Raw genomic sequence first — 24,945 nt, forward strand, 5'->3', positions numbered from 1 at the left:
TATGGCTAAAGAAAATGTAAAAGCGCAAATCCAACCGGTAGATGTTGCGGTATCGGAACAGGCTAATAAAAAAATTGATATTAAAAGTGGTTTAGATAAATTAGCCAAATTTGGTGGATTTGATTTATTAGAAGCCTCTATAGAAAATGTTCAAAATTTAAATCCGGAACGTAAGGCTAGAAGACAAATATTTTTAGGTGATTCCAATAAAAAAAATGAACGCAATGCACTTAAGAAAACTTTAGAACTTTGGCTTAATGTATTGAAGAATAATACCAGTCTTACAGATATGGTGGCACTTAGTGAAGATAAGAGTAAACTTGCCGATAAAACATTACAAAAGAATTTAGCTAATGCAGTAAGAGAGACTGAGGAGCTAGAAAAGGCCTATCGTACCGTAGCTTTATTTTATAAAAATACAGATCAGGATAAGGTAAAAAATGTTTCAATAATTAATGCAGAATTAGACCAATTAACCGATTTAGACAACACTCGATTTATAGATGCTATACATACAGAATTAGTAGATAATTATGATCGACTGGATTTAAAAAATAATTATGGGTTATTAGTTATACCCGGTTATTTAGGTAGTAATAAAGTAGTTGAAAAATGGGCAAAAATTGCTCATGAAAATAAAGTAATGTTGGTAACAGATTTTGCTCACCTTGATGAACCGGATGATGTAATGGAGATGTTTGATGAAGCATATCTTACCGGTGGAGACATTTATCGTTCCAATGTACTAATGACATGTAATTGGTTAGTTGGAAGAGGGAAATTTGATGAAATTCAAGAAGAAAACGATCTATACATACCCCCATCCGCTGCATTAGCCGGTAAAATATACGGAACTTTAATGTCGCAAGTTACTGCAGGTAAAAAGTTCGGAGGAATTAATGAAATAGAAGGAGTTAAATTCGATCTTAAAAAAAGCGAAATAGCTAATTTAGAGAATATGGGGTTAATTCCAATGGTTAACGAATATGGTAAAGTAATGGCTTTCTCAGGTAAAACCCTATTTAATGGAGATAATTTAGGGCTTCAGACTTATTCAGTGGTGAGAGTATTTGACTACGTTACTAAGGTATTAATGGATTTTTTAAATCGTAGAGCATTTGAAAATTTTACAGCAAAAACACGTAAAGAAATTATGAATCAAATTGTACGCTTTTTAGATGGTATTACCGGTCCGGATAAATTAATTGAAAACTTTGAAGTAAGAAGATTCGAACAAGATGCAGTACAGAAAGATCGAATTTATTTAGACATACATTTAAAACCTTATTTCCCGGCTAAGAACTTTCTTATAAAAATGGATGGGCATAAAGGAGATGAAGGAAATGATTGGGATACTGAATATGAACAAAAATAATTGATAGTACCAAGAGAGGGAAAATTTTTTACCTCTCTTTTTAAAAATTATAATATGAATATAAAAAGCAAAATCTTTAAATTATTTTTTATAAGCGGATGTATATTCTTAGGATATAATATGTCATATGGGCAGTCAAGTTTACCAATGAAAAAAATAAAAGAAGACACTTTGCTAACAAAAATAGTTGATTGCAATGCCTTGTTTACACTAAATAATAGGAAAGTAGATTTAATAGGAGGTAAACCCTATATCTATGCCGAACCTTATTATGAAAGAGTTTTTAATAGTAAAAAAGATTTTGCTGTATTTCAAACGATTAAGAGAAAAGGAAGTCGACCTCTATTATTTGTGAAATTGTTTAGATTTAATACCTGTCTCAAAAAAGATGAGGTCATGGAATTTATTACAATTAACGGTTATAGATATAGAATAAAAAATAGCTATAAACCAAACTGTGACGGATATTTATTAGGTAAGATCAGGAGAAAAGATATTAAAAATCTAATTAGAAGTGATATAAGCAGTATTAAAATTATAACTTTCGATAGGGATTATGAGTTTCATTTAGAAAAAGCAGAGGCCGAACGAATAAAGGATGAATTTCAATGCTTGAAAAGTAAACGTTTTAAATTCAAATAAATGCCATTACCTCAATTAGGTTTATCATTATCTATAACAGATAATCCCGGATCACCTATGTATTCCGGAAAAGGTGAGAGGGAGAAGATGTCCGATTTTGATTCCGCTATACGACAACATACTATTACCATTGTTATTACTGATGAAAAAGTCAATGAAATTGAATTTAATCTTAGTGACAAAAACTTACATAAAATCATGTTACCTACCTATAAAATGATGGTAACTGATGACAAAACAGAAGAAAAAACTTATTATGAAGTAACTCGTGACTCTTTATTGCTTAATGAATTAAAAATTAACAAAACAGGTGGATTTTCATTTTTAGGAATAAATATTTTAAAAAAAACAGTTTATATGTTACCTGTAGTCGCTTTTGAGCCATTAAAATCCGTTAAAGAAGTATTTGAAGTTTCCAAATACCGTACAAAAAAAGATAATTATTTGTATTATACTCTACATAGGAACAATGAAAAAGCACTTTTAGTGTCAGGATTGCCTCCTGAAAGCTTTATTAATTCAACAAGTTGTGAACATTTTTTTTACATCGAGGATCACCATCAAGGGCAAAAATTTATAGGAGATATTTCTTATAGAGAAAAATTTATAAAAACTATTCCTAAAGTTGAAATACACCTTATTAAGCGTCTAAATAATATTAAAGAATTTGAATTAGACAAATCAGGTAAAATAAACAAAATTATTTATTTATAAATAAGAAATTGATATGTATGGAATTTATTATAATATTCCCATAAATTTTCAGCATCTTATTGAAAAAAAAGATGTTGAAAAAACAAATTTAGATCAATCAATAGCTAAATATATTAATTTAATTGTAACCTCTTCTTTTGGAGAATGTAAATTCAATGAAATGTTAGGATGTAAAATTTGGGAGATGGATTTTGATTTATTATCAGACACTAATAGTTTAAGAGACAAATTTAAAAATGATATTAAAGAAGCTATAATGATGAATGAGAGTAGATTAAATTTATTAGAAGTTGATGTTGCGATTGGTGTAGGTCAGAATCCTTCTTATAATAATTCAATACGATTAAAGAAAAAAGTAACGATGAAAATAGATGGACTGATTAAGAAAACAAATAGACCCTTTAATTTTCATGGATATTTTTTTATTGGACCTCTTTCACAAAATTAGAAAATGGATACTCAAGAAAAAATAAAAGACAGAATTCTTAGAAGAGCTGCCCAAACATGGGGTTATACGGATAGTGAACTAGAAACATCCTTTGACCCTATAGTTGCTCTGCTATTAGAGGCTTGCGCATCAGAATTAGAAAAAATATCTGCTGAATTAAATAATTCCAGATCACGTATTATTGAAAGATTATTGGAGATAATGTCTCCTGAGATTAATACCGGAATTATACCTGCCAGGTCAATTCTTCATTTAGAGCCTATTGAAAATAATTTTACCATATCCTTGGAACATCAATTTAGATGTAAAAAAACAATACAAAATATTTATGACCCATTACAACCTATTGTTAAAGATATATATTTTGGAACAACTTTACCCTTTATTTTAACAAAAGCTAAATTAGACTATATCGCTTTTGGCAATTCATTATATTCTTTAAAAAGAACTATTCACAAAGATCCTATTGCAAAAGAATCAAGATTTATGAAACCGGGATCATTATGGTTAGGAATAACTTGTCCGGATGGTGTTGATAAACTGGAAAAGCTTATGTTTTTTACGGATGTAAGGAATATATCTCAAAGGGAAATTTTTTATAATTATTTAAAACAAGCCAAATTTTATATTAACAATCAAGAAATACCTTATAAAGAAGGATTTAATGTTGAAAATTATACAATTGATATTGATGCAGTTGTAAATAAAAACTATAATAAAATCAATCAATTGTATACAGATGTAAATAATTTTTATTCAGATAAATTTTTGCATTTTACCCAAGATATTATTATCAAAGATGAAGTATTTAAAGTCCCGGATGAATTAGTAGATTTATTCGGCAGCAACGTAACTAAAATTAATGATGCAGAAAATGTAATTTGGATTCAGATTCAATTTCCGGAAGTTGTTATTAATGATGCTTTTGAAAATGTAATGTTTTACATTAACGCGATTCCTGTTATTAATAAAAGATTACTTACTCAAAATCAAACCATTGGTTCTTTTATTAATTATATACCTTTAGCTTCTGAAGATATATTTTTAGATTTAGAAAGTATAAATGATTCGAGAGGTTATCAATATCATATTAAGGAATTTTCGGAAGGAAATTTAGATATAGGAGATGCCACGTTGAGACATACTGGTGTTACTCGATTTGATGAACGGAATGCTTCTGAATTGATTCAATATCTGATTGAATTGTTAAAAGATGAAAGTGCTTCCTTTACCGTAATTGGTGGCGATTTTATTGATGGGACGATTAAAGAGATCAACAAATCGATTGCAACATTGGAGCAGCACATAAAAGAAAAGAAATTCACAAAATCTAATTTTCCTTATGCTATTATTCGTCCAAAATCTGCAGCTATAAAAAATGATAATGATTTCTTTACTATAAGTTATTGGGTTACTAATGGGGAGGAAGCCAACGATATGAAAGTAGGAACTCATTTGGACGGGATAGGAACTAGTGATTTCAACCAAGATTCTATCATGCTGATTAATACATCAGTAGGAGGTAAGTCCAGGATGGATACTAAAGGTAAAATTGATTCATATAGAGAGGCTCTTTTAACTCGAGGAAGAATAGTAACATTTGCTGATATAAAGACTTTTTGTCAAAACCATTTTAAATTTACTATTACCGGGGTCGAAATAAGAAAAGGTACCAAAATCGATACTTCTACAAATAAAGGATTTGTCCGAACCATAGATATAATTTTAGAAAGAAATTTAACACCGGATTCTACAATCACTGATTTTGAATGGCAATATTTATGTGATAACATGCTTTATAAATTAGATAAAGTTTCCTCTAATATTTATCCTTATAGATTATTAATAAAATGAAAAAGAATATACTTGCATTATCTGTATTGACGTTTTTTTTGTTCTATGCATGTCAAAATAAGTATTATAATGAAATACCTTATAAGTTCAAATACAATGAAGATGATATAAAATTAAAATTAGGAATTACAACAAATTACCTGCCTATCTTAGATACCTTAGATCAACAATATGAAAAAAATTTAACAGATAGACAAATTTATCTTAAAGAAAAATATTCAATAATCCTAGGTATTAAGCCGGAGGAATTAACCAATTATAAATTTTATGATTTTATAGATAAATGGATCGGAACACCTTATGCAACTAAAGGTTTTACCACTGATAGTTTGAACATAGGGGCATTTACAAGTGCTTTGTATCAATTAACTTTTAAGAGAAAAATACCCTCCACCCCACTGGGAATCTTTAATTCTCCGGAAATAAATCTCTTTACGGGACGAAATTTTCTTAAAGAAGGAGATATCCTCTTTTTTAGATATCAAAAAGATATTCCGGTTGGCGATATAGGAATATATTTAAGAAATAATAGAATATTAGTAAGTACCAGGAGTAAGGGTTTAATAATAAGTGATTTTAATTTAGATTACTTTCAACTTAGATATGTTAGTGCCGGAAGACTAATTATTGATAAAGAAACTGAATAAATGATGGAAGCTATAGAAACAAATATCCTATCGGAAGAAATAAAAAATAGGATAAATAATTTGAAATTTGATCTAAAAGCCGAAGTTATTATTTCAGAAATACTCGAGCAACTAGACAATAAAGAACAAAACATTTTAGTAGATCACAAAGGACAATTTAAAAGACCTTTTAGGAAAGATGTTTTAGGGGCGGAAGTTGTTAATTACAATTATGACATAACAGAGTATGTGAAAGTTAATTTATCTAGAGATGGTATTTATGATACTCTCCCTGAAGGATTAACTCACCAACTGGGAGCCGATAAACCAAAAAAAATGGTCTCTGATATGACCAAAGAATATAAAGTTCATAAAAAAGAAGAAGAATATGCAAGGAAATTTTTCTTTCCTTTTGAAAATGAATTTTTTCTTAAAGCTATAGAAAGAGAAAATATTGAGAAAGAAATTTTATTGGAACTTAATGGATCTAAACCACTGGATTTCTTTTACGATTTTTGGCATATTGATCGAGAATTGCCTCCCGTATTAGTTTCTAAATTAATTAGAATCTTGCCTTATCTCCATAAAATTGTTGGAAATCTTGATATGACCGTGCATTGCTTAAGCTATTTGTTGGAAGAAGAAGTGGAAATAGCAGAGCAAGGATATAAAGAACAATCCAGTTCAGAGGAAGAAATAAATCTGGGAAATTGCAGACTTGGTTTAGATATGATTTCAGGGAGTGCCTATATGGATTACTCATTATACTTAGAATTTAAAATCGGACCGTTACAAAAGACCTCATTTTTAGATTATATTCATCAAGGTAAACTAAAAAAATTTATAGAATTATTTTATGAATATTTTCTACCTATGGAAGTAGATGTAAAAACAACCATATTATTAGAAAAAGAAACAGAAGTTTTTAATTTAACTGAAAATACAATTTTAGGAATAACATCGAGAATATGAAATTTAAAACATATTTTAAGGACTTAATAGATCCTTCAATTATAACAGGAGTATTGATAATATTGGCGGTATCTATAATTGTCTATATTTTTTTTAGCTCAAAAGTAGAAGGTTTCAAACAAAAATATAAAAACAAATTTATAGCATACACCATTATATTAGTTTTAGTAACTGCATTAGTGGTTTTTATAGGTTCTTCGGAAGTTTTTAACAATCAGATATTTAGCATTTTTATTTTTTATCAAGTAGTTTTTTTTATACTAGGAATTATCCATTGTTTCGTCTACAGAAATTACTTTGATAAGTTTGATTCTAAATCTCCCTGGATTGAATTACTTTTTAGTATAACTATGGTGATATACATTCTTATACCATTTCTATTCGTGTATACACTGGTAAAAGGTAATACGTTTGTATATAACATGATGTTTTCATCATTAGTTTTTATCATTCCGACATCTATATTTTTAACATTTCAAGCATCTATTTCAATTCCTCCTAAAATATATAAAACTTGGCAATTTCCGGAAGAACATGCCTATCCTGATCCACCGGACAGCGAATATAGAGATATGGTAGTCATTACTTTTGTTTTCCATAGAGATCCTAATTCTGATATACGAACCGAATTTAGAGCAAAAGCCCCGATACGTATGGATTTTGGAAGGTTATTTTATCATTTTGTAAATGATTATAACTTAAGAAATCCTGATTCAACTATTAATTTGCTTGATATAAACGGTGAAAAACAACATTGGGTATTTTATTTAAAATCTAAATATTTAGGCTTACCAAAATTTATTAAGCCTGATTATCCATTGTACGTAAATTCAATAGAAGAGAATAGTGTCATCATATGCCAACGTACACCTCCATTAATTAATTCTGAAGAAGAATTGAAATATAATTTTGACAATGATCAAAATGATGAATTTGAAAATCTAAATGAAAAAAACAATGATAATTTTTAAAATAAATCCTTCGCTATGTTAGAAAAATTAAATTATTTTCCAGTTAATTGGATTGATGGGATGAAGATAAACAAATCCCACTTCATAGCCATGCAAGATAATTTTGTTGATATGATGCGTGATGCCATAGGAAGTCACGTTACCCCTATAAGCTATGGTCTTTTACCGGTGCACAACACCATGGAATCAATAAAAATTTCTTTGATTATAGACAATCATAAATTATTACGAGTAAAAATTGAAGAATGTCATGCAGTCACTCCTAATGGGGCCCGTATCGAAATCACCCCATTAAATAATTCTATAGATATACAAATGCCTTATCCGGAAGCCGTATACAATTTAAATGAGGAACAAGAAATCATTTTACTAGCCAATATAGTAGTTAATCCGTTTGAACAAATACCTTTTGGAGTTTTAAATTCTGATGAAAATCCACCTAGGTATCCATATTTAACTCCTACTTATAAATTGCATTTAGTTCAGGAGGGACAAATATCAGAACAAACTTCAAACATTGGTTATCAACTGACAGTAGGTAAAATTGTTGTAACTAAAGAGGATACGTATTTACAACCGGGTTATATACCTCCGTGTACCTCAACGAACAGTCATAAAGAGTTGATTGATGTACATACTCAAATTGATAAGTTTATGGGGCAATTGGAATTATATGCAGTTCAAATAGCTCAAAAAATTAACAGGAAAAATCAAACGAATGAACTAGCTATTATGGTTTTAAAACTTTCGGAATTGGTGATTACCTATTTGGGTAATGAAATCAATTCCTTAAGATGGCTTGGGTTGTATACTACACCGGCTTACATGTTGGATAAAGTTGTTCGATTAGCCAGAATCATGAAAAACTTTGTTGATGCCAAATCCGGTGCAGGTAAGGAAGAATTGTTGAATTATTTAGCAGAATGGTGTGGATTATCACAAGGCGATTTTGAAGTTCTGTTTACGGATCTGGTTAATGCCGGTTATAATCATTCACAAATTGATAAAACTATTAAAAAGGTAAATATATTTATGCGAACGCTAGATCAATTGTTTGCCGCATTAAATAGACTCGATTACATCGGAAAAAGAAATGATACCGGAATATTTATTAAAGAAAGGCTGGAAAATAATACAATTGAAAAAACAAAAAAAAGCAGATTTTTTGACGATTAAAAATTTATAATATGGAAGTATTAAATAAAAAAGATAGATGGATTGCTTTTCTACTTTTTATATCTTTATTTACATTAACAGTAATAATTATTGTTACATCAATATTCTTTAATTATCAGTTGCCTTGGAGAGAAAATTATGAACTCAGAAAAGAAAATACTGCAATTATTAATGAATTTAGGTATCAGGAAAAGTTTGAAAATCAAATGGAAATTTTAAAAAAATATATAGATTCCATTGATATGCCCAACCATGATATGTATTATTATCAACAGAAAGCCATTGATATGGTCATAAAAATGGAACAAAATATTCCGGGTAAAGACAGTATACGAAGAGGTTTATTATATAAGAATTTTTTGTTGACCAGCCGAGCCCTTATCGAATCCAAAAAGACCATAAAAACCTATGGTAAAAGTAAGGCAGAAATAGACACTTTACTTGCTAAGGTGGAAACTTATAGAAGACAGATACAAATTATAACTAGAGATTTAGAAGTTTGTAGGCAGTTGTATAATACCAAATAGATATTTTAACAATAATTTAACATATTATATTGAGATAAGGTTATACTATATAATTATATTTGTGACATAAATATATTTTATTAAATATTAATTATTAAATTTTTTTATTATGTCTTTTAAATCTAAATTAGAAGTAGCAGGAAAAACGTACAACATTTTAAATGTTAATTATTCCCTAGCTCAAGAAACAGATCCAACCGGACGTCCATCTTCTCAAACCAGAGGTGGAAGAATTGAAGTAACTGTTGAATCAACAGGAGAATCTGATATCTTCGAATGGATGACCAATAGTTTCGAGAGAAAAGATGGTAAGGTAATCTTTGTAAAAAGAGATTCTGATGCCACTTTGAAAGAGTTGTCATTTACAGATGGTTACGTGGTTAAGTACAGAGAAAATTTTGATGCTTCCGGTACCAACCCGTTAACAGAAACGTTTACTATTTCAGCTAAGACTATTAAAATGGGTACAGGAGAACATATTAATGAATGGGTATAAAAAACCTACATTAAATATAACCTGTAAGATGAAAGGGAATTTAATCAATTCCCTTTCATTTAAAAATTATTCAATAAGTTTTATTTAACAAAATTTTAATCAATATGTCGTCATTCTTAGCTAAATTGGAAATGGATGGTAATACTCATAATGTTCTCAAATGTAAATATAGCTTTAATCAAGGAGTAGATAGTACAGGAAAACCACAAGCTACTATCCGTGGAGGGCAAATCCATTTAACGATTGAAAGTACAGGAGCACCCTATTTTGTTGATTGGATGTTATCCACAGAAAAAACCAAAGATGCAAAGATTATATTTTATCGTAGAGATGCCATGAGTAAACTACAAGAGGTAAAATTTGAAAAAGGTTATTGCATTGAATTTTCAGAGGAGTTTGACTCTGTAAATAATGAACCAATGAAAATTAACCTTATAATAGTTGCAAAATCACTTTCTATAAGCAATGTGGCTTATGAAAATGTTTGGAAAATTGGATAATTAAGTATATCTATATAAAATCATAATTAAAAATTTTAAATTTTATTAAATTAATTAAGTTGACAAATAAGGCGATTTTATCGCCTTTCTTGTTTAAAATATAAAATAATATCGTATAGAGATCATTGCTTAACTTTACTAAAAAATGTGATAGATTTCAAAAATTTAATTAGATGTTTTTCTTTTTTTCTTTTTTTTCTGATCCGGATTAATCGCTCTTTCCCGTTTTAGTTTTAAATATTTATCAAACTGTTCAGTTGATAATACTTCTTTTAATTTAAAATCAATTTCCCTGTTGTTGTTTTCAATCAAAAATCGTATCTCTTGATTGTCAATACCGGTATCCATTACATTTTTTAGATATGTAGTTTTTTCTAATATGAATTCTTTAAGCTCTAATTTTTGAAAATCGTCAAGGATTAGGTCTTTATCTAACGTTGTGATTTGCTTTTCAGTAATTTCTTCTGGCTTAAAAGAATTATTATTTTGCGCATAGGAAATTGAAAAAGTAGTTACAACGAAAAATATATGTAAATAGCTCTTAAATGATTTCATGTTCTAAAAATTATTGTTCTAAAAATACTTAAAAAATCGGGTTAATAAACTTAATACAAAAATTTTGAAACTTTTTTATATTTTAGTATTTAAATAAGATGTCGTGCTTGATTTGTCCCAAATAAAAAAAAAATTAGCAGATTATTGCGTCTATCAAGATCGCAGTCATTATGAGGTTGAACAAAAATTGAAAGAATTAAGAACTTTAAATGAGGATGAGAGGGGGGAAATACTCATATGGTTGATACAAAATAATTTTTTGAATGAGGAAAGATTTTCTAAATCATATGCTAGAGGAAAATTTTATCAAAAAAAATGGGGGAAGATTAAAATTAAGCAAGGATTAAAGCAAAAGAGAATTCCAACTAATTTAATAGATAAAGGGATTGAAGAAATCAATGAGGATGATTATAAATCAACTCTCATGGAGTTGACTGAAAAAAAATGGAATATTATTAGGGAATCTGAAATATATTTAAAAAAGAAAAAAATATATAATTATCTATTACAAAAAGGGTATGAATACAATTTAATCAACGAAATACTTAAGAATTATTAAAAGTATTGATTTAATAAATCTATGATTTCTTGTGCAGCTCTTACGCCGCTTTCTCTCCATTTTATTTCTCCTTTTTTAAAAATAATTAAGGTAGGTACTGATTGAATATGATATGCACTTGCCAATTTTTGATTTTTATCTATATCAATTTTAATAATTGTTGCTTTATCTCCAATTTTTTCTTTAACCTCTTTCAATATTGGTGCTAACATTTTACAGGGTTGACACCATTCTGCGGAAAAATCAATTAACACGGTTTTATTTCCTTGAATTATTTCGGTAAAATTTGACATAAATATTTCATTTATTATTTATAGTATTACAAAAATTAAACCGTTGGGTAGATTATTTATCGTTATTTATTAAATACAATTTCATTATTGAAAAATAATTTTGATTTTTTTAGTTGAAGATTAAGATAATGTTATTAAAAGTAGTAAACTAAATTGTAATGAGTAAAATTTATTGAATAAAATAAAGTTTTATCAATTAATGGGTATATCAAAAAAAAGTATAAATTCGTTAATTTATAAAATTGCTAAGTAGATCAATATTCATACTAATTACTATATGCTTGGGATTATTTATCCAGGCTCAGGATATTGATTGGAAAAATCCAAATTTCAAGTGTAAAAAAATTGTAATAAAGGACACCTTAGTAGTACTTGATTCTCTAACGATTATACCTGAGCCGATTTCCATAAAGAATAAAAATAATGAAGAAATAAACCCTAAATTATACTCATACCATTCGTCACTAAATGCGATAAAAATAGATCCTTTATTGATAGGTCAGGAATTAAAAATTTGTTATTACCTATTTCCTGAAAAAAAAGAAAAAATAATTTATTCTAAAGATACGTCACTAATAGTGAGAATTAATAAGCCTTTAAAACTATATGAAATAACTGAAAAAGTAAAGAAAAATAATGAATTTTTTCAAAATTTGACAAGTTCAGGGACCTTAATTAGAGGAATCACTTTTGGAACCAATCAAAGTGCTTCCGTTCAGTCTTCATTGGATTTAGAGCTATCCGGTCATTTAAGCAAAGATGTTATGATAAAAGCAGCTATATCGGATCATAATATACCTATACAAGCCGACGGATATACCCAACGATTGGATGAATTTGATAAAATCTATATTGAGCTTTCTAATAAAAATTCTTACTTAAGAGCGGGACATTTAGATTTGATTCAAGAACAAGATTATTTTGCCAATTTCTCGAGAAAGATTACGGGTATGCAAATTGGAACACGAATAAAACGTACAAATTCATTTACCGATTTATATGCTTTAGGTTCACTTTCCAGAGGAGAATTTAATCGAATGAAATTTACCGGAATAGAAGGAAATCAAGGGCCTTATAAATTAAAAGGAAAACAAGGAGAACTTTTTATAATTGTATTATCAGGGTCAGAAAAAGTTTATATGAACGGTGCGTTATTAAAAAGGGGCGAAGATCAAGATTATACGATCAATTATAATACGGGAGAACTTACTTTCACCTCTAAAACCTATATTTCATCCAATAGTCGTATAGTAGTAGAATATATTTATAATACCACTACTTATACTCGTTTTTTACTATATACGGGTGGAAAATATCAATCCGAAAGATTTACTTTTAGTGCCAATATATTTTCTGAAAATGATACCAAAGCTAGTAATCAGGAACTGACAGATAAACAAAAAGAAGTTTTACGTGAAGCAGGAAACGAAATAGACCGAATGTATGCGCCGAATGCGGTATTAACCGAATATGATCCAAACAAAATTTTATATAAAAAAATTAATACGGGTCAAGAATTAATTTATCAATATTCAACCGATAATTCAGAAGAATTATATACACTTTCATTTACCTATATGGGGGCTAATAAAGGAAATTATAAAATTGTATCACTTCCTGTAAATGGTCGTGTATATGAGTATATTCCTCCAATTGACGGCATATTACAAGGGGAATATGAACCCGTAACCCAATTGATTCCACCTCAAAAAACACAAATAGTTTCAACTCATGCAGAATATAGGTTTAATAAAGGTAATTTGGGTGTTAATTTGGCACTAAGCGATCATGATGAAAATACGTTTTCGTCTATTGGAAATGGCAAAAATAAAGGATTTGCAAGCAAATTATATTTAAATAAGAATATAGATAAAAAATATTGGAAAAGTAATTTTAATTTATCCCATATTTTTATTCAAAAAAACTTTCACATCTTAGAAAGAATTAATCAAGTTGAATTCGATAGGGATTTTAATATTTCACAAGAATTCAATGGTATAAATCAGAACCAATTAAGTCTGGGTTGGCAAAACATACTATATGAAAAATGGAAATTAAATTACACCTTGAATTATTTAGAAGAAGAAAATTTTTATAAAGGATACAAAAATGATATACACCTGGGATATACTGCTAATAATACAGCCATATCTACAAATGTTAGTTATTTATATTCCAAACAACAAGACAGTATCCATTCAAATTTTATAAAGCATATTTCGGAAGTTAATCAACAAATAGGAAAGGTGAAAGTAGGAATCGGTTTAAAAGGAGAAACCAACAAAGTTAAAAACAATTTGCTGTCAAAATATACCTCATCCAGTTTTAACTGGAATGAAATATATGCAACCTTACTCACAGATAGCGCAAAAATTTTTACCGAATTAAAAATTTATGCCAGAACAGATGATTCCGTACGTATTGGTAAACTGAAAAATTTTACCACTTCCTATGGAACGATCATAAACAATCAATTGATACAATCTCAAAATCATAATTTAAATATTGATTTCCATTATCGTAAAGTGCATTACAGTAAAGCTATATATACAAATCAAAAAGATGAAAATTTCCTATTAGGATCTATTCATTGGAATAAAATGTTACTTAAAAGCGGATTAGTCTTAAATTCTGAATATGAGTTGTCGAGTGGTCAGGAAGCTCAAAGAGAATTTAAATATGTAAAAGTGACGGATGGAAAAGGCATTTATAAATGGACGGATTATAATGGGAACGGTATAGAGGAAATTGATGAATTTGAAGTGGCAGAATTCAGCGATCAAGCACAATATATACGAGTTTATACAGACAATGTAAACTATTTAAAATCAAATAATAATAAATTACTGTTTACCATACATGTACATCCCTCTCGTTTTCTTAATTCCGACTGGTGGAAAAGAATAACCTTACAATCTGCTTTTCAATCAATTTCATCTTACAAGAAAAAAAATAAAACCGTTGAACTTAATCCGTTTTCCAATAAAGATCTCTTGACTCAGACACAGAATATAACTACAAATTTATCATTTAATCGAATCAGTGTACACAAATGGACCGGAGCTTTTCAATTCATGGAAAATAACTCTACACAATTTATATTTACCGGAAAAGACAAAAGAAATAGTGTCAATTTTCAAACTTTAGTAAATTATAAACCATGGGATTTATGGATTTTTTCTCTTCAAAATAATTTTATCACAGATAAAAGTAGATCTCAACTTTTTGTTACCAAACGATTTACCATTGAAACAACAGCTTTTCATCCTTCATTAACCTATGAAATTCAAAAAAATATCAGCCTAAGAGCCTTACTAAAGTATCAACATAAAAAAAACAAATTAGGAAATGAACGGTTAGAATGGAAACAAGCCGGATTTGAATGCCATTGGAATGATGAGAAAAGAACCTCTCTTACCGGCACTTTTTCATATATAAAAAATGAATTAAAAGGAAATAATTTTTCCTTGGTATCCAGTCAGATGATGGAAGGGTTATTAAGTGGAAAAAATATGATATGGAAAGCATACCTTCAACGAGAACTTAGCACTGTTTTTACATTGAATATTATATACGATGGTCGCAAAAGTGAAGATTCAAAAACCATACATACGGGAAGTGTTCAGATAAAAGCTTCGTTTTAATCATTAAATTCAACACTTAAAGATAAGATATAACAAAAAAATTTTGAATAAATGATTGTAATTTGGTAATCAATCATGTATTGTTTCAATCATGAAGTGTTTAAAAATCAGATAATAACCATTTAATAAATAAGAAAAATTTTAAATTTTACTGTCATTTTTGGAAAAAAAAGATGGGCTTTTCAAAGTAAAATTAAGATAAAATCGGTCGATTATATTTGTGAAATTTATTACATTTGGTTCATAAACTAAATAATTCTAACATAAAGCTTATCATGAAAAAACTGATTTGGATTTTTTTTGTTCTTGCCCTAGTAGCCAATGCTCAAGTTAAGAATCCTATCCAGTGGAAATCGGAAATAAAACATGAAAAAGATAATATCTATGAAGCCGTATTCACTGCAATTTTAGAATCGGGGTGGCATGTATATTCCAAAGATATAAAGGTTGAAAATGCAATTCCAACTTCATTTTCATACCCCAAAAATTCTTCTATAAAACTAATTGGTCCAACTAAAGAAATTGGTAAAAAAATTGAAGAATATTCCGATGTATTTGAAGGAACTTTGATTTATTATTCCAATAAAGTTGAATATAGGCAACGAGTTGAGGTTTTAGGTTCTAAACCGGTTGTATTTGAAGCAGATGTTGAATATCAGATATGCAATGATAAAGTATGTTTAGCACCTGATGAAGAAACCTTTTCATTCAAATTGATCCCTAAGTCAATAAATCAAGATAAGTCAACGGTCTTACTCAAAGACACAATTAAGCAATTGACTCAACCGAATCCAAAAATAGATTCCGTTCCTTCAACTCCAATAAAAGATTCCGTTCAACCAATAAAAACAATTGCAGAAAGCAATAAAAATCAGATCATTATACCCGGCTTTAATATAGCTGAACCCATAAATAAAGATTGCGGAGATAGGATAATTAAAAAAGAAGGTTATATATGGATTTTTACATTTGGTTTTTTAGGAGGATTGGTAGCTTTGCTAACCCCATGTGTATATCCTATGATTCCATTAACCATATCCTATTTTACCAAACATGCTAAAAGTAAAAAAGAAGGCAAGAGAGATGCCTTGATTTACGCTTTTTTCATAGTGTTAATTTTCGTATTATTCACACTGCCCTTTCATCTTATAAGTGGCATAAATCCGGACATTTTTAATCAGATTGCCACCAATGTTTGGTTGAATTTAATCTTTTTTGTGATTTTTATACTGTTTGCTTTTAGTTTTTTTGGATATTACGATATAACGTTACCCGGATGGATGGCTAATAAATCTGACAAAGCTTCCGAATCGGGAGGTATAATAGGTCTTTTTTTCATGGCTTTAACCCTGGTAATCGTTTCATTCTCATGCACCGGTCCTGTTTTAGGAAGCATACTGGCGAATGCAATTCAAAACCCGAATCAGTTGACCGTAGCATTTGGAGGATGTGGATTAGCTTGGGCACTAGTGTTTGGAATATTTGCATTGTTTCCTCAATTTTTACATGCGATGCCTAAATCAGGAGGATGGATGAATACCGTTAAAGTTGTTTTAGGTTTTTTAGAATTGGCTTTAGCTTTCAAATTTTTATCAAAAGCAGATTTAGTAGCTAAAACTTTCTTGTTGAAAAGAGAAATTTTTATCGCGATCTGGATCCTTATTTGTATTTCAATTGTATTATACTTATTAGGTGTAATTAAATTTCCTCACGATAATAAAAAAGTAAAAATCAATATAGGAAGAATAATTTGGGCTTGTCTCTTTGGACTGATTGGAATTTATATGATCCCCGGATTGTTTCCTTCAGAAAAGCCTAATTTAAAATTGCTTAGTGGACTTACTCCACCTATGCAAATTAGCATATATCCAAACAACCAAAAAAATGGGGTTTTAGGATTGACCATCTTTCATGACTATGAGAAAGCAAGGGAAATGGCAAAAAAGGAAAATAAACCCATTCTCATTGATTTTACTGGTTATGGATGTGAAAATTGCCGAAAAATGGAAGAATATGTGTGGAGTGAACCGGATATTTGGAATATCTTACACGATAAATTCATAATTTCATCTTTATATGTTGATGACTCAGAAGAATTGCCTAATAGTGAGCAACAAACCCTTCATTTAAAAGATGGAAGAAAAAGAAAAATTAAAACTATAGGAAATAAATGGTCTACTTTTCAAAGGGAGAACTTTAATTCCAATTCTCAACCATTCTACGTATTAGTAACACCGGATAATAGAATTTTGAATTTTCCGGTTGCAGGTTATATGGATAAAGAAGAATTTAAAAATTTTCTGCTATGTGGATATACTACTTATGATGAGTTAAAATAAGATTTTAAAAGAAGAGAACTTATATTTAAAAATAATTAGTTAACTAATTGAGTGCATAAAATATGAAAAAAAAATTAGTTGTATTAACAGGAGCAGGAATGAGTGCTGAAAGCGGTTTAAGCACATTCAGAGATTCAGGTGGATTATGGGAAAATTATAAAGTGCAAGAAGTAGCCTCCATAGAAGGATGGTATAAAAACCCGGAATTAGTGCAGAATTTTTATAATATGCGCAGAGCCGAGTTGCAAAAACATGACCCGAATCGGGGGCATCATTTGCTCAAAGAATTGGAATCCATTTTTGATATTTCAATTATAACTCAAAATGTTGACAATTTTCACGAAAGAGCTCAATCAACACATATACTTCATTTACACGGTGAACTGACAAAAGTAAGAAGCGAAACTAATGAATCACTTATTTATGATACATTACAAGATGTTCATATGGGGGACTTAGCAGAAGATGGTGGGCAATTACGTCCTCATATAGTATGGTTTGGAGAAATGGTTCCTGAAATGGAAAATGCCATTGAAATAACTCAAAATGCCGATATTTTTTTAGTCATTGGAAGTTCGCTTCAAGTATATCCGGCTGCATCTTTACTTGATTTTGTGCCGGTAACCTCAAAAATATTTGTCATAGATCCTAAACCGTTCCGAACCTCATTACGCAATGATATCATATTCATACAAAAAGGAGCATCCGAAGGATTGGAATATTTTAAAGAGCATTATGCGAACGCTTTATAAAAATAAATAATAAGGCATTATTAAAAAATAGAGAGTCAGTATTTTAACAATTTTATATATAAAATAATTAAAGTTTTTAACGGAAATAAAAGAATAAAAACTATGATATAATTTTTTATATTTGAAAAAATAATAAAGTATACTATGAATATTATTCTTTTTGATGGGAAAGAGTATTCCGATCTTTTACCCTTAACGTTTACGCGACCGGTGGCAGAACTAAGGATGGGAATATTAACATTTGCGGAAAGATGGAAACTTATTTTTCAAACGGAAAAAATCTCTTATCTAACTCAAAGATATCTTTCAGAAAAATATACTCTTCAAAATGAAGAAGAAAACGTATTTATAAATCCCGCTTATTTTCCAAATCAAGATTTTATTTTCCAATTAAAAAATTTAAAATTCGGAGAAGCTTTTTATTATCAGGAAGAGTTGGTAGCAGCAAAAACTACTCTTGAAAATTTTCAATTAAATAATTTTGTAAAAAAATTGGATATAACATTTGAAAGCTTTCACATACAATATCCTTGGGATTTGTTTACTTATAATTCAGAAGCCATTACTTATGATTTCCAATTAATTACACAAGGCAGAAAATCATGTACCTTATCTAATACCGTTAGAATCATAGGAGATCCCTCACAACTATTTGTTGAAGAAGGAGCCGTAGCCGAATGTGCAATACTCAATACCAAAGAAGGACCTATTTATTTAGGAAAAAATTCTGAAATTATGGAAGGAGCGATGATTCGAGGTTCCTTTGCCTTAGGTACGGGTTCTAAAATAAATATGGGAGCCAAAGTTTATGGCGCAACAACAGTCGGACCGTATTCCAAAGTGGGCGGAGAAGTAAATAATATTATAATCTTAGGATATTCAAATAAAGGACATGACGGTTTTGTAGGAAATTCGGTAATAGGTGAATGGTGTAATTTGGGAGCTGATACCAACTCCTCAAACTTAAAAAATAATTATGCAGAAGTTAAGCTTTGGAATTATACAAAACAAAAGTTTATTAAGTCAGGATTACAATTTGCAGGGATGATCATGGGAGATCATTCTAAATCAGCTATTAATACACAATTTAATACCGGCACGGTAGTAGGGGTTTCGGCCAATATATTTACTTCCGGTTTTCCACCTAATATTATAAAATCTTTTTCATGGGGCGGTAAATCAGAGAGTCCTAACTTTAAATTGGAACAAGTATTTGAAGTTGCAGAAAAGACTATGAAAAGAAGGGGAATTGAATTATCTGAACAGGATAAGAAAATTATAGAATATATCTATAACAATTACTAATAATTTATACGGATTTTCTAATAAAGTATGATATAAATTTTTAATCAATTTGTATATGTTAAATTTCATTCAGTTAAATTTTTTGTAAGAAAAAAAAATTATAAATTTGCCCCTTAAATTAATTATATAAATTAATAATAAGATAGGATGGCTGGAACTTATAATAATGTTCTTGAGTTAATTAACAATACGCCGTTAGTTCGCTTAAACAGAGTAACAGAAGGAATGAAAGGTTCTTTTTTTGCAAAATTAGAATGCTATAATCCCGGACACTCAACTAAAGACAGAATTGCGCTTCATATTATTGAAAATGCTGAAAAACAAGGTTTATTAAAGCCAGGAGCAACTATAGTTGAAACAACTTCAGGAAATACAGGTTTTTCCATAGCTATGGTAAGTATCGTGAAAGGCTATAAATGTATAGTAGCTGTTAGCGATAAAACAAAACCTGAAAAAATCTCTTTTCTTAGAGCAATGGGAGCTAAAGTTTATTTATGTCCGGCTAATGTTCCGGCAGATGATCCCAGATCCTATTATGAAGTTGCCAAAAGAATAGCAGCAAATACCCCTAATTCCTTATATATTAATCAATATTTTAATAAAGAAAACACAAAATCTCATTATTTAAGTACAGGACCTGAAATTTGGGAGCAAACGCAAGGCAAAATTACCCATCTTATTGGATGTACAGGAACCGGAGGAACACTTACGGGAGCTGCACAGTTTCTCAAAGAAAAAAATCCTGATATTAAAGTAATAGGAGTGGATGCAGTAGGTTCAGTATTAAAAAAATATTTTGAAACAGGAGAATTAGACCGTAACGAGATCAAGCCTTATCAAATTGAAGGTTTAGGTAAAAATTTAATCCCGGGTGCTTTAGATTTTTCTGTTATCGATCAATACGTTAAAGTATCAGATGAGCCCAGTGCCTATGCTACCAGAGAATTAGCTCTAAAAGAAGGAATGATGGTAGGATATACCAGTGGAGCAAGCTTAACAGCAGCACGTACAATAGCAGATACTTTTAGTGATAACTCATTGGCTGTTTTAATTTTTCCGGATCACGGTTCCAGATATATGACTAAAGTTTTCAGTGATGAATGGATGGCATCTCAAGGTTTTGTTAACAGCAAATTGAATGGGTTAGAATCTCACGCTACTGTAGAAAAAATATAACTAACTTTGGTTAAATTGTAACAATGGATATTTTTGAAAGAATAAAAAATAATCCCGGTCCACTAGCTAAATATGCGGACTATGGGGAAGGAGAATATATATTTCCTGTTCTAGAAGGAGAAATCAGCCCAAGAATGAAATTCAAGGGTAATGACATGATCATCTGGAGCATTAATGATTATTTAGGATTGGCTAATCATCCTGAAGTACGAAAAGCAGATGCAGATGCAGCAGCTCAATATGGTATGGCTTATCCAATGGGAGCGAGAGCCATGTCGGGTCAGACTCATTACCATGAAGAATTGGAAAAACAATTGGCTAATTTTGCAAACAAAGAATCAGCTTATTTATTAAACTTTGGATACCAGGGAATGTTATCGATTATAGATACATTGGTTTCTAAAAATGATGTAATCGTTTACGATGTAGATAGCCATGCTTGTATAGTTGATGGAGTTAGACTTCATTTTGGAAAAAGATTTACCTATCAGCACAACGATATAGAAAGCTTGGAAAAAAACCTGAAAAGAGCGGAAAAAAATGCAGCAGAATCAGGAGGTGGTGTTTTAGTTATCACCGAGGGAGTTTTCGGAATGAGAGGAGAGCAAGGTAAGTTAAAAGAAATTGTAGAACTGAAAAAGAAATACAATTTTAGATTATTAGTTGATGACGCTCACGGATTCGGTACACTTGGTAAAACAGGAGCAGGAGCAGGAGAAGAGCAAGGCTGCCAGGACGGTATAGATGTTTATTTTTCAACATTTGCAAAATCTATGGCCGGAATAGGTGCATTTGTAGCTTCTAATAAAGAAATAATCAGATATTTAAAATACAATTTAAGATCTCAAATTTTCGCTAAATCTTTGCCGATGCCTATGGTAATAGGTGCGTTAAAAAGATTGGAATTATTACGAAGTAAACCCGAACTTAAAGATAAACTGTGGCATAACGTAAAAAAACTTCAAGAGGGGTTGAAAGCCAGGGGATTTGATATCGGTAAAACCAATACTTGTGTAACTCCTGTATATATGCAGGGAGATCCAATCGAGGCTACTTTATTAATTAAAGATATTCGTGAAAATTATAAAATTTTTACCAGTGTTGTAGTATATCCGGTTATTCCTAAAGGAATGATACTTTTACGTTTAATACCAACGGCTTCACATACAGATGAAGAAATTGATAAAACCTTGGATGCTTTCGAAGCTGTTAGAGACAAGCTGGTTGGAGGTGTATATAAACAACAAATGACAGATTTAAATTTAAATATTTAATCTTTCTGTTTAAATAAAAGAATAAAAACCTGATTATTTAAAATAATCAGGTTTTTTTATGCGGTAAGTTTTCAATTTATTTTTAAGTATTCAAATTATTAATCAAAAGGTGAAAGTTTAAAAAAAACTCTTTTAATTTGAATAACTATCTATTTTAATTATTCTTTATTTTTAGAATCTATGAGAATGGTTACCGGACCATCATTGAGTAAAGAAACTTTCATATCTGCACCGAATATCCCGGATTGGACAGGCTTTGATAATATATTGGATAATTGATCTTTAAATTTTTCATACATAGTATTGGCAAATTCTTGTTTTGCAGCTTTTATATAACTGGGTCTGTTACCTTTTTTTGTGGAAGCATGAAGGGTAAATTGGCTTACTAATAAAATATCCCCTCCAATATCCAAAATTGATTTATTCATTATTTCATTTTCATCATTAAATATTCGAAGGTTACAAATTTTATTAGATAACCAATCTATATCTTCCCGGTTGTCTGCTTCCTCAATACCTAAAAGTATCAACAAACCATGATCAATTTGGCCAACTATTTTATTATCAACTTTCACGGAAGATTCTAAAACTCTTTGGATAACCACTCGCATAAAATTAAATCTTAAAATTATAAATCATTTAAAATTTTAGTAATTTCACTCAAATTAGGAGCTATAATAATGTCAACCCTTCTATTAGCTGCTTTTCCGGTAGCTGTGGAATTACTGGCTAGAGGAGCATATTCACTTTTACCGGAAGCGGTCATTTGCTTAGGCGAAACTCCTTCGGATTGAAGAATTTTAGTTATGGCGGTTGCACGCATTACAGATAAATCCCAATTGTCTTTAATGCTTCCGCTACCGGCATATTTATCGGAATCCGTATGCCCTTGAATAATTATATTTAAATTTTTATCTTTAGATAAAACTTCGGAAAGGTCGTGAAGCGCTTTTATACCTTCCGTTTCCACCGTCCAACTTGCTGATGGAAACAGAAGTTTATTCTCCATGGAAACGTAAATATTTCCATCTTTTTCTTCAACAGTAATTCCTTTTCCTGAATAATTTTTTAAAGCGATTTGAAGTTTGTTTTTTAATTTGGAAACCGATTCTTTTTGTTGAGAAATTAAGTTTTCCAGCTCATTAATTCTTCTAATTTTTTCTTGTAGCTGACCTTGGGTTTGCTCTAATTCATTTAATATTTTTTTTCTGGATTGTTCCGTACTTTGAACTTGATCAGCTATTTGTGCGTTTTTGGCTTTAAGATCTTCCATATCTTTAAGTCGTGTAGCATATTCTATTTGAAGATCTGAATATTCAGCATCAAGCTGTGCTTTCTTTTTAGCCAGGGCGTCTTGTTGTTCTTGTAATGATGAATATTGGTCGGATAAAGATTTTAATTCGTTTTCTTTTTCTTGAATTGCTTTTTGACTTTTTCTTTCTCCTTGCAATGAAGCATAATATTTTTTTTCCAATTCATCGTATCTGGATTGAGGTACACACGATGCGGCGAGAATTACTAGAGAAATAATACAAGTTGCTTTTTTCATAATTAGATAATTTAATTAAAGATTTTGTGTTTTATTTAAGTCGAAATCGATACCTACCGGAGCATGGTCGGAGTGTACTGCTTGAGTTAAAATATAAGCTCTTTGTAAATGTTTTACCAAAGGCTTGGTAACCAAAGTGTAATCGATGCGCCATCCTTTATTATTACTTCTGGCTGTTTTTACACGGTATGTCCACCACGAATATTGATTGGGTTCATGATTAAAAACTCGTAAAGTATCTACCAAATTACATTGTTCAAAGAAACGGTCCATCCATTCTCTTTCTTCTGGAAGAAATCCTGACACTTTAGCATTGCGAACCGGATCATTGATGTCTATGGCTTTATGACAAATATTTATATCGCCATTAATAATAAGGTTTTTAAAATCCTTTTCTAATTTTTTAATATAATTTAATAAATATTCGCAAAATTTCATTTTAAAACCTAAACGAGAAATATTGGTTGCAGAGGGAACATATACACTTAAAACTGAAAAGTTTTCAAAATTTGCTTGTAATACTCTTCCTTCTTGATCGTATTCTTGCTCATCACAACCATATTTCACTGAAATTGGTTTTTCTTTAGATAAAATTGCTACTCCGCTATATCCCTTTTTTTCTGCTGGAAACCAGTAGGAATGATAACCCAAACTTTCAAATACTGTCGAGTCGAATTGATCAGTATGTGCTTTTATTTCTTGCAAGCAAAGTATATCAGGATTGGCAGATTTCAACCAATCAAGTAAGCCTTTATTTAATGCGGCTCTTATTCCGTTAACGTTGTAACTCAATAGTTTCATTTTACAAAAGTACTGTTTTTTATATTTCAGATTTTTATAAAAAAACGTTTTACTTGTTAATAAATTAAAAAAGAAATGTTATTTAAATCATTAGTTTATAGGATAAAGTAACTATTTAAAAAGTTAGAAGTTTACCATTGGCTAATAAGTAGAGAGAAAAAATATTTTAAAAAATATTGATATTTTATTTTAAAATGTTGTATTCAAGAATAAGTACTTATTGGGAAGTAATAAAATATGATATAATTCAGTTTTATTTAAATGTTATTATAATATAAATTTGTGTTTTAAATAAAACAAAATTACTATGAATTCATTATATTTATCTGTATTAAATTTTATAAGTTCTCTGTTTTTATAGGTTGTATCTGATCAGGAAATCAAAATTTAAAAATTT

At 29.7% G+C, this 24,945-nt stretch carries 24 protein-coding genes; 19 read left to right on the forward strand and 5 right to left on the reverse strand.

The genetic code is table 11. The features are described from left to right. Position 1 precedes the first annotated feature (1 nt). From J3U20_RS08120 to tssD (J3U20_RS08175), 12 genes are all read left to right on the forward strand, one after another. A complete protein-coding gene (locus J3U20_RS08120; RefSeq protein ID WP_160542640.1) occupies positions 2 to 1,375 on the forward strand; it encodes a DUF5458 family protein in 1,374 nt (457 codons plus the stop codon). A 147-nt stretch (positions 1,376 to 1,522) separates the two neighbouring features. Next, positions 1,523 to 2,017 carry a hypothetical protein gene (locus J3U20_RS08125; protein WP_160542639.1) on the forward strand — a complete coding sequence of 165 codons (495 nt, stop codon included), beginning with the start codon at positions 1,523 to 1,525 and terminating at the stop codon, positions 2,015 to 2,017. Next, on the forward strand, positions 2,018 to 2,731 hold the full coding sequence (locus J3U20_RS08130) for a hypothetical protein (protein WP_160542638.1): 714 nt from the start codon (positions 2,018 to 2,020) through the stop codon (positions 2,729 to 2,731). A gap of 13 nt (positions 2,732 to 2,744) precedes the next feature. Further along, entirely contained in the window at positions 2,745 to 3,179 is a 435-nt protein-coding gene (locus J3U20_RS08135) for a GPW/gp25 family protein (RefSeq protein ID WP_160542637.1), read from the forward strand. A gap of 3 nt (positions 3,180 to 3,182) precedes the next feature. Further along, positions 3,183 to 5,033, forward strand: a complete 1,851-nt coding sequence (locus J3U20_RS08140; protein ID WP_160542636.1) for a type VI secretion system baseplate subunit TssF — start codon at positions 3,183 to 3,185, stop codon at positions 5,031 to 5,033. Then, entirely contained in the window at positions 5,030 to 5,680 is a 651-nt protein-coding gene (locus J3U20_RS08145; RefSeq protein WP_160542635.1) for a C40 family peptidase, read from the forward strand. The genes J3U20_RS08140 and J3U20_RS08145 overlap by 4 nt, the downstream gene beginning before the upstream one ends. Positions 5,681 to 5,683: 3 nt before the next feature. After that, on the forward strand, positions 5,684 to 6,631 hold the full coding sequence (locus J3U20_RS08150) for a type VI secretion system baseplate subunit TssG (protein ID WP_160542634.1): 948 nt from the start codon (positions 5,684 to 5,686) through the stop codon (positions 6,629 to 6,631). Further along, the gene (locus J3U20_RS08155; RefSeq protein WP_160542633.1) at positions 6,628 to 7,602 is read left to right on the forward strand and encodes a TssN family type VI secretion system protein; all 975 of its coding nucleotides are present in this window, start codon (positions 6,628 to 6,630) and stop codon (positions 7,600 to 7,602) included. The genes J3U20_RS08150 and J3U20_RS08155 overlap by 4 nt, the downstream gene beginning before the upstream one ends. A 15-nt stretch (positions 7,603 to 7,617) precedes the next feature. After that, positions 7,618 to 8,778: a hypothetical protein gene (locus tag J3U20_RS08160; protein ID WP_160542632.1), complete on the forward strand. Its 1,161-nt coding sequence runs from the start codon at positions 7,618 to 7,620 to the stop codon at positions 8,776 to 8,778. A gap of 11 nt (positions 8,779 to 8,789) precedes the next feature. After that, on the forward strand, positions 8,790 to 9,305 hold the full coding sequence (tssO, locus tag J3U20_RS08165; protein WP_160542631.1) for a type VI secretion system TssO: 516 nt from the start codon (positions 8,790 to 8,792) through the stop codon (positions 9,303 to 9,305). Between the two features lie 109 nt (positions 9,306 to 9,414). Beyond that, positions 9,415 to 9,801, forward strand: a complete 387-nt coding sequence (tssD, locus tag J3U20_RS08170) for a type VI secretion system tube protein TssD (protein WP_160542630.1) — start codon at positions 9,415 to 9,417, stop codon at positions 9,799 to 9,801. Positions 9,802 to 9,905: 104 nt separating this feature from the next. Continuing rightward, positions 9,906 to 10,301 carry a type VI secretion system tube protein TssD gene (gene tssD / locus J3U20_RS08175; protein ID WP_160542629.1) on the forward strand — a complete coding sequence of 132 codons (396 nt, stop codon included), beginning with the start codon at positions 9,906 to 9,908 and terminating at the stop codon, positions 10,299 to 10,301. A 165-nt stretch (positions 10,302 to 10,466) separates the two neighbouring features. Here the strand turns inward: tssD (J3U20_RS08175) and J3U20_RS08180 are convergent, their stop codons facing one another. Beyond that, the gene (locus J3U20_RS08180; RefSeq protein ID WP_160542628.1) at positions 10,467 to 10,856 is read right to left on the reverse strand and encodes a hypothetical protein; all 390 of its coding nucleotides are present in this window, start codon (positions 10,854 to 10,856) and stop codon (positions 10,467 to 10,469) included. Positions 10,857 to 10,959: 103 nt separating this feature from the next. On the opposite strand from J3U20_RS08180, the gene J3U20_RS08185 reads away from it, so the two are divergent. Continuing rightward, a complete protein-coding gene (locus J3U20_RS08185) occupies positions 10,960 to 11,415 on the forward strand; it encodes a regulatory protein RecX (RefSeq protein WP_160542627.1) in 456 nt (151 codons plus the stop codon). Here J3U20_RS08185 and trxA read toward each other — a convergent pair. Beyond that, positions 11,412 to 11,708 (reverse strand): thioredoxin, encoded by a 297-nt coding sequence (trxA, locus tag J3U20_RS08190; RefSeq protein ID WP_160542626.1) that lies wholly within the window; start codon positions 11,706 to 11,708, stop codon positions 11,412 to 11,414. The genes J3U20_RS08185 and trxA overlap by 4 nt on opposite strands. 281 nt (positions 11,709 to 11,989) lie before the next feature. On the opposite strand from trxA, the gene J3U20_RS08195 reads away from it, so the two are divergent. From J3U20_RS08195 to J3U20_RS08220, 6 genes are all read left to right on the forward strand, one after another. Then, positions 11,990 to 15,352, forward strand: coding sequence for a hypothetical protein (locus J3U20_RS08195; RefSeq protein WP_160542625.1), 3,363 nt, complete (start codon positions 11,990 to 11,992; stop codon positions 15,350 to 15,352). A gap of 275 nt (positions 15,353 to 15,627) precedes the next feature. Next, complete coding sequence (locus tag J3U20_RS08200; RefSeq protein WP_160542624.1) at positions 15,628 to 17,691, forward strand: protein-disulfide reductase DsbD family protein; 2,064 nt, start codon at positions 15,628 to 15,630, stop codon at positions 17,689 to 17,691. A 62-nt stretch (positions 17,692 to 17,753) separates the two neighbouring features. Continuing rightward, a complete protein-coding gene (locus J3U20_RS08205; RefSeq protein ID WP_160542623.1) occupies positions 17,754 to 18,443 on the forward strand; it encodes an SIR2 family NAD-dependent protein deacylase in 690 nt (229 codons plus the stop codon). A 144-nt stretch (positions 18,444 to 18,587) separates the two neighbouring features. Beyond that, a complete protein-coding gene (locus J3U20_RS08210; protein WP_160542622.1) occupies positions 18,588 to 19,748 on the forward strand; it encodes a GlmU family protein in 1,161 nt (386 codons plus the stop codon). A gap of 147 nt (positions 19,749 to 19,895) precedes the next feature. After that, a complete protein-coding gene (locus tag J3U20_RS08215) occupies positions 19,896 to 20,924 on the forward strand; it encodes a PLP-dependent cysteine synthase family protein (RefSeq protein ID WP_160542621.1) in 1,029 nt (342 codons plus the stop codon). A gap of 23 nt (positions 20,925 to 20,947) precedes the next feature. Further along, entirely contained in the window at positions 20,948 to 22,198 is a 1,251-nt protein-coding gene (locus J3U20_RS08220) for an aminotransferase class I/II-fold pyridoxal phosphate-dependent enzyme (protein WP_105297230.1), read from the forward strand. Positions 22,199 to 22,356: 158 nt separating this feature from the next. Here J3U20_RS08220 and dtd read toward each other — a convergent pair whose 3' ends face one another. Genes dtd through J3U20_RS08235 form a run of 3 tightly spaced genes read right to left on the reverse strand, consistent with a single transcriptional unit; the run spans position 22,357 to position 24,548 of the window. Beyond that, entirely contained in the window at positions 22,357 to 22,809 is a 453-nt protein-coding gene (dtd, locus tag J3U20_RS08225) for a D-aminoacyl-tRNA deacylase (RefSeq protein WP_105297229.1), read from the reverse strand. A gap of 17 nt (positions 22,810 to 22,826) precedes the next feature. Beyond that, entirely contained in the window at positions 22,827 to 23,747 is a 921-nt protein-coding gene (locus tag J3U20_RS08230) for an OmpA/MotB family protein (protein ID WP_160542620.1), read from the reverse strand. A gap of 15 nt (positions 23,748 to 23,762) precedes the next feature. After that, positions 23,763 to 24,548 carry an exodeoxyribonuclease III gene (locus tag J3U20_RS08235; RefSeq protein ID WP_160542619.1) on the reverse strand — a complete coding sequence of 262 codons (786 nt, stop codon included), beginning with the start codon at positions 24,546 to 24,548 and terminating at the stop codon, positions 23,763 to 23,765. Positions 24,549 to 24,945 lie beyond the last annotated feature (397 nt).

Origin of the sequence: Apibacter sp. B3919 (assembly GCF_026537405.1) — a bacterium.
Taxonomy (GTDB): Bacteria; Bacteroidota; Bacteroidia; order Flavobacteriales; family Weeksellaceae; genus Apibacter.

Coding starts and splice junctions, on each gene's coding strand:
- J3U20_RS08120 (WP_160542640.1), top strand. CDS start 2: ATGGCTAAAGAAAATGTAAAAGCGCAAATCCAACCGGTAGATGTTGCG.
- J3U20_RS08125 (WP_160542639.1), top strand. CDS start 1,523: ATGAAAAAAATAAAAGAAGACACTTTGCTAACAAAAATAGTTGATTGC.
- J3U20_RS08130 (WP_160542638.1), top strand. CDS start 2,018: ATGCCATTACCTCAATTAGGTTTATCATTATCTATAACAGATAATCCC.
- J3U20_RS08135 (WP_160542637.1), top strand. CDS start 2,745: ATGTATGGAATTTATTATAATATTCCCATAAATTTTCAGCATCTTATT.
- J3U20_RS08140 (WP_160542636.1), top strand. CDS start 3,183: ATGGATACTCAAGAAAAAATAAAAGACAGAATTCTTAGAAGAGCTGCC.
- J3U20_RS08145 (WP_160542635.1), top strand. CDS start 5,030: ATGAAAAAGAATATACTTGCATTATCTGTATTGACGTTTTTTTTGTTC.
- J3U20_RS08150 (WP_160542634.1), top strand. CDS start 5,684: ATGGAAGCTATAGAAACAAATATCCTATCGGAAGAAATAAAAAATAGG.
- J3U20_RS08155 (WP_160542633.1), top strand. CDS start 6,628: ATGAAATTTAAAACATATTTTAAGGACTTAATAGATCCTTCAATTATA.
- J3U20_RS08160 (WP_160542632.1), top strand. CDS start 7,618: ATGTTAGAAAAATTAAATTATTTTCCAGTTAATTGGATTGATGGGATG.
- tssO (WP_160542631.1), top strand. CDS start 8,790: ATGGAAGTATTAAATAAAAAAGATAGATGGATTGCTTTTCTACTTTTT.
- tssD (WP_160542630.1), top strand. CDS start 9,415: ATGTCTTTTAAATCTAAATTAGAAGTAGCAGGAAAAACGTACAACATT.
- tssD (WP_160542629.1), top strand. CDS start 9,906: ATGTCGTCATTCTTAGCTAAATTGGAAATGGATGGTAATACTCATAAT.
- J3U20_RS08180 (WP_160542628.1), bottom strand. CDS start 10,856: ATGAAATCATTTAAGAGCTATTTACATATATTTTTCGTTGTAACTACT.
- trxA (WP_160542626.1), bottom strand. CDS start 11,708: ATGTCAAATTTTACCGAAATAATTCAAGGAAATAAAACCGTGTTAATT.
- J3U20_RS08200 (WP_160542624.1), top strand. CDS start 15,628: ATGAAAAAACTGATTTGGATTTTTTTTGTTCTTGCCCTAGTAGCCAAT.
- J3U20_RS08205 (WP_160542623.1), top strand. CDS start 17,754: ATGAAAAAAAAATTAGTTGTATTAACAGGAGCAGGAATGAGTGCTGAA.
- J3U20_RS08210 (WP_160542622.1), top strand. CDS start 18,588: ATGAATATTATTCTTTTTGATGGGAAAGAGTATTCCGATCTTTTACCC.
- J3U20_RS08215 (WP_160542621.1), top strand. CDS start 19,896: ATGGCTGGAACTTATAATAATGTTCTTGAGTTAATTAACAATACGCCG.
- J3U20_RS08220 (WP_105297230.1), top strand. CDS start 20,948: ATGGATATTTTTGAAAGAATAAAAAATAATCCCGGTCCACTAGCTAAA.
- dtd (WP_105297229.1), bottom strand. CDS start 22,809: ATGCGAGTGGTTATCCAAAGAGTTTTAGAATCTTCCGTGAAAGTTGAT.
- J3U20_RS08230 (WP_160542620.1), bottom strand. CDS start 23,747: ATGAAAAAAGCAACTTGTATTATTTCTCTAGTAATTCTCGCCGCATCG.
- J3U20_RS08235 (WP_160542619.1), bottom strand. CDS start 24,548: ATGAAACTATTGAGTTACAACGTTAACGGAATAAGAGCCGCATTAAAT.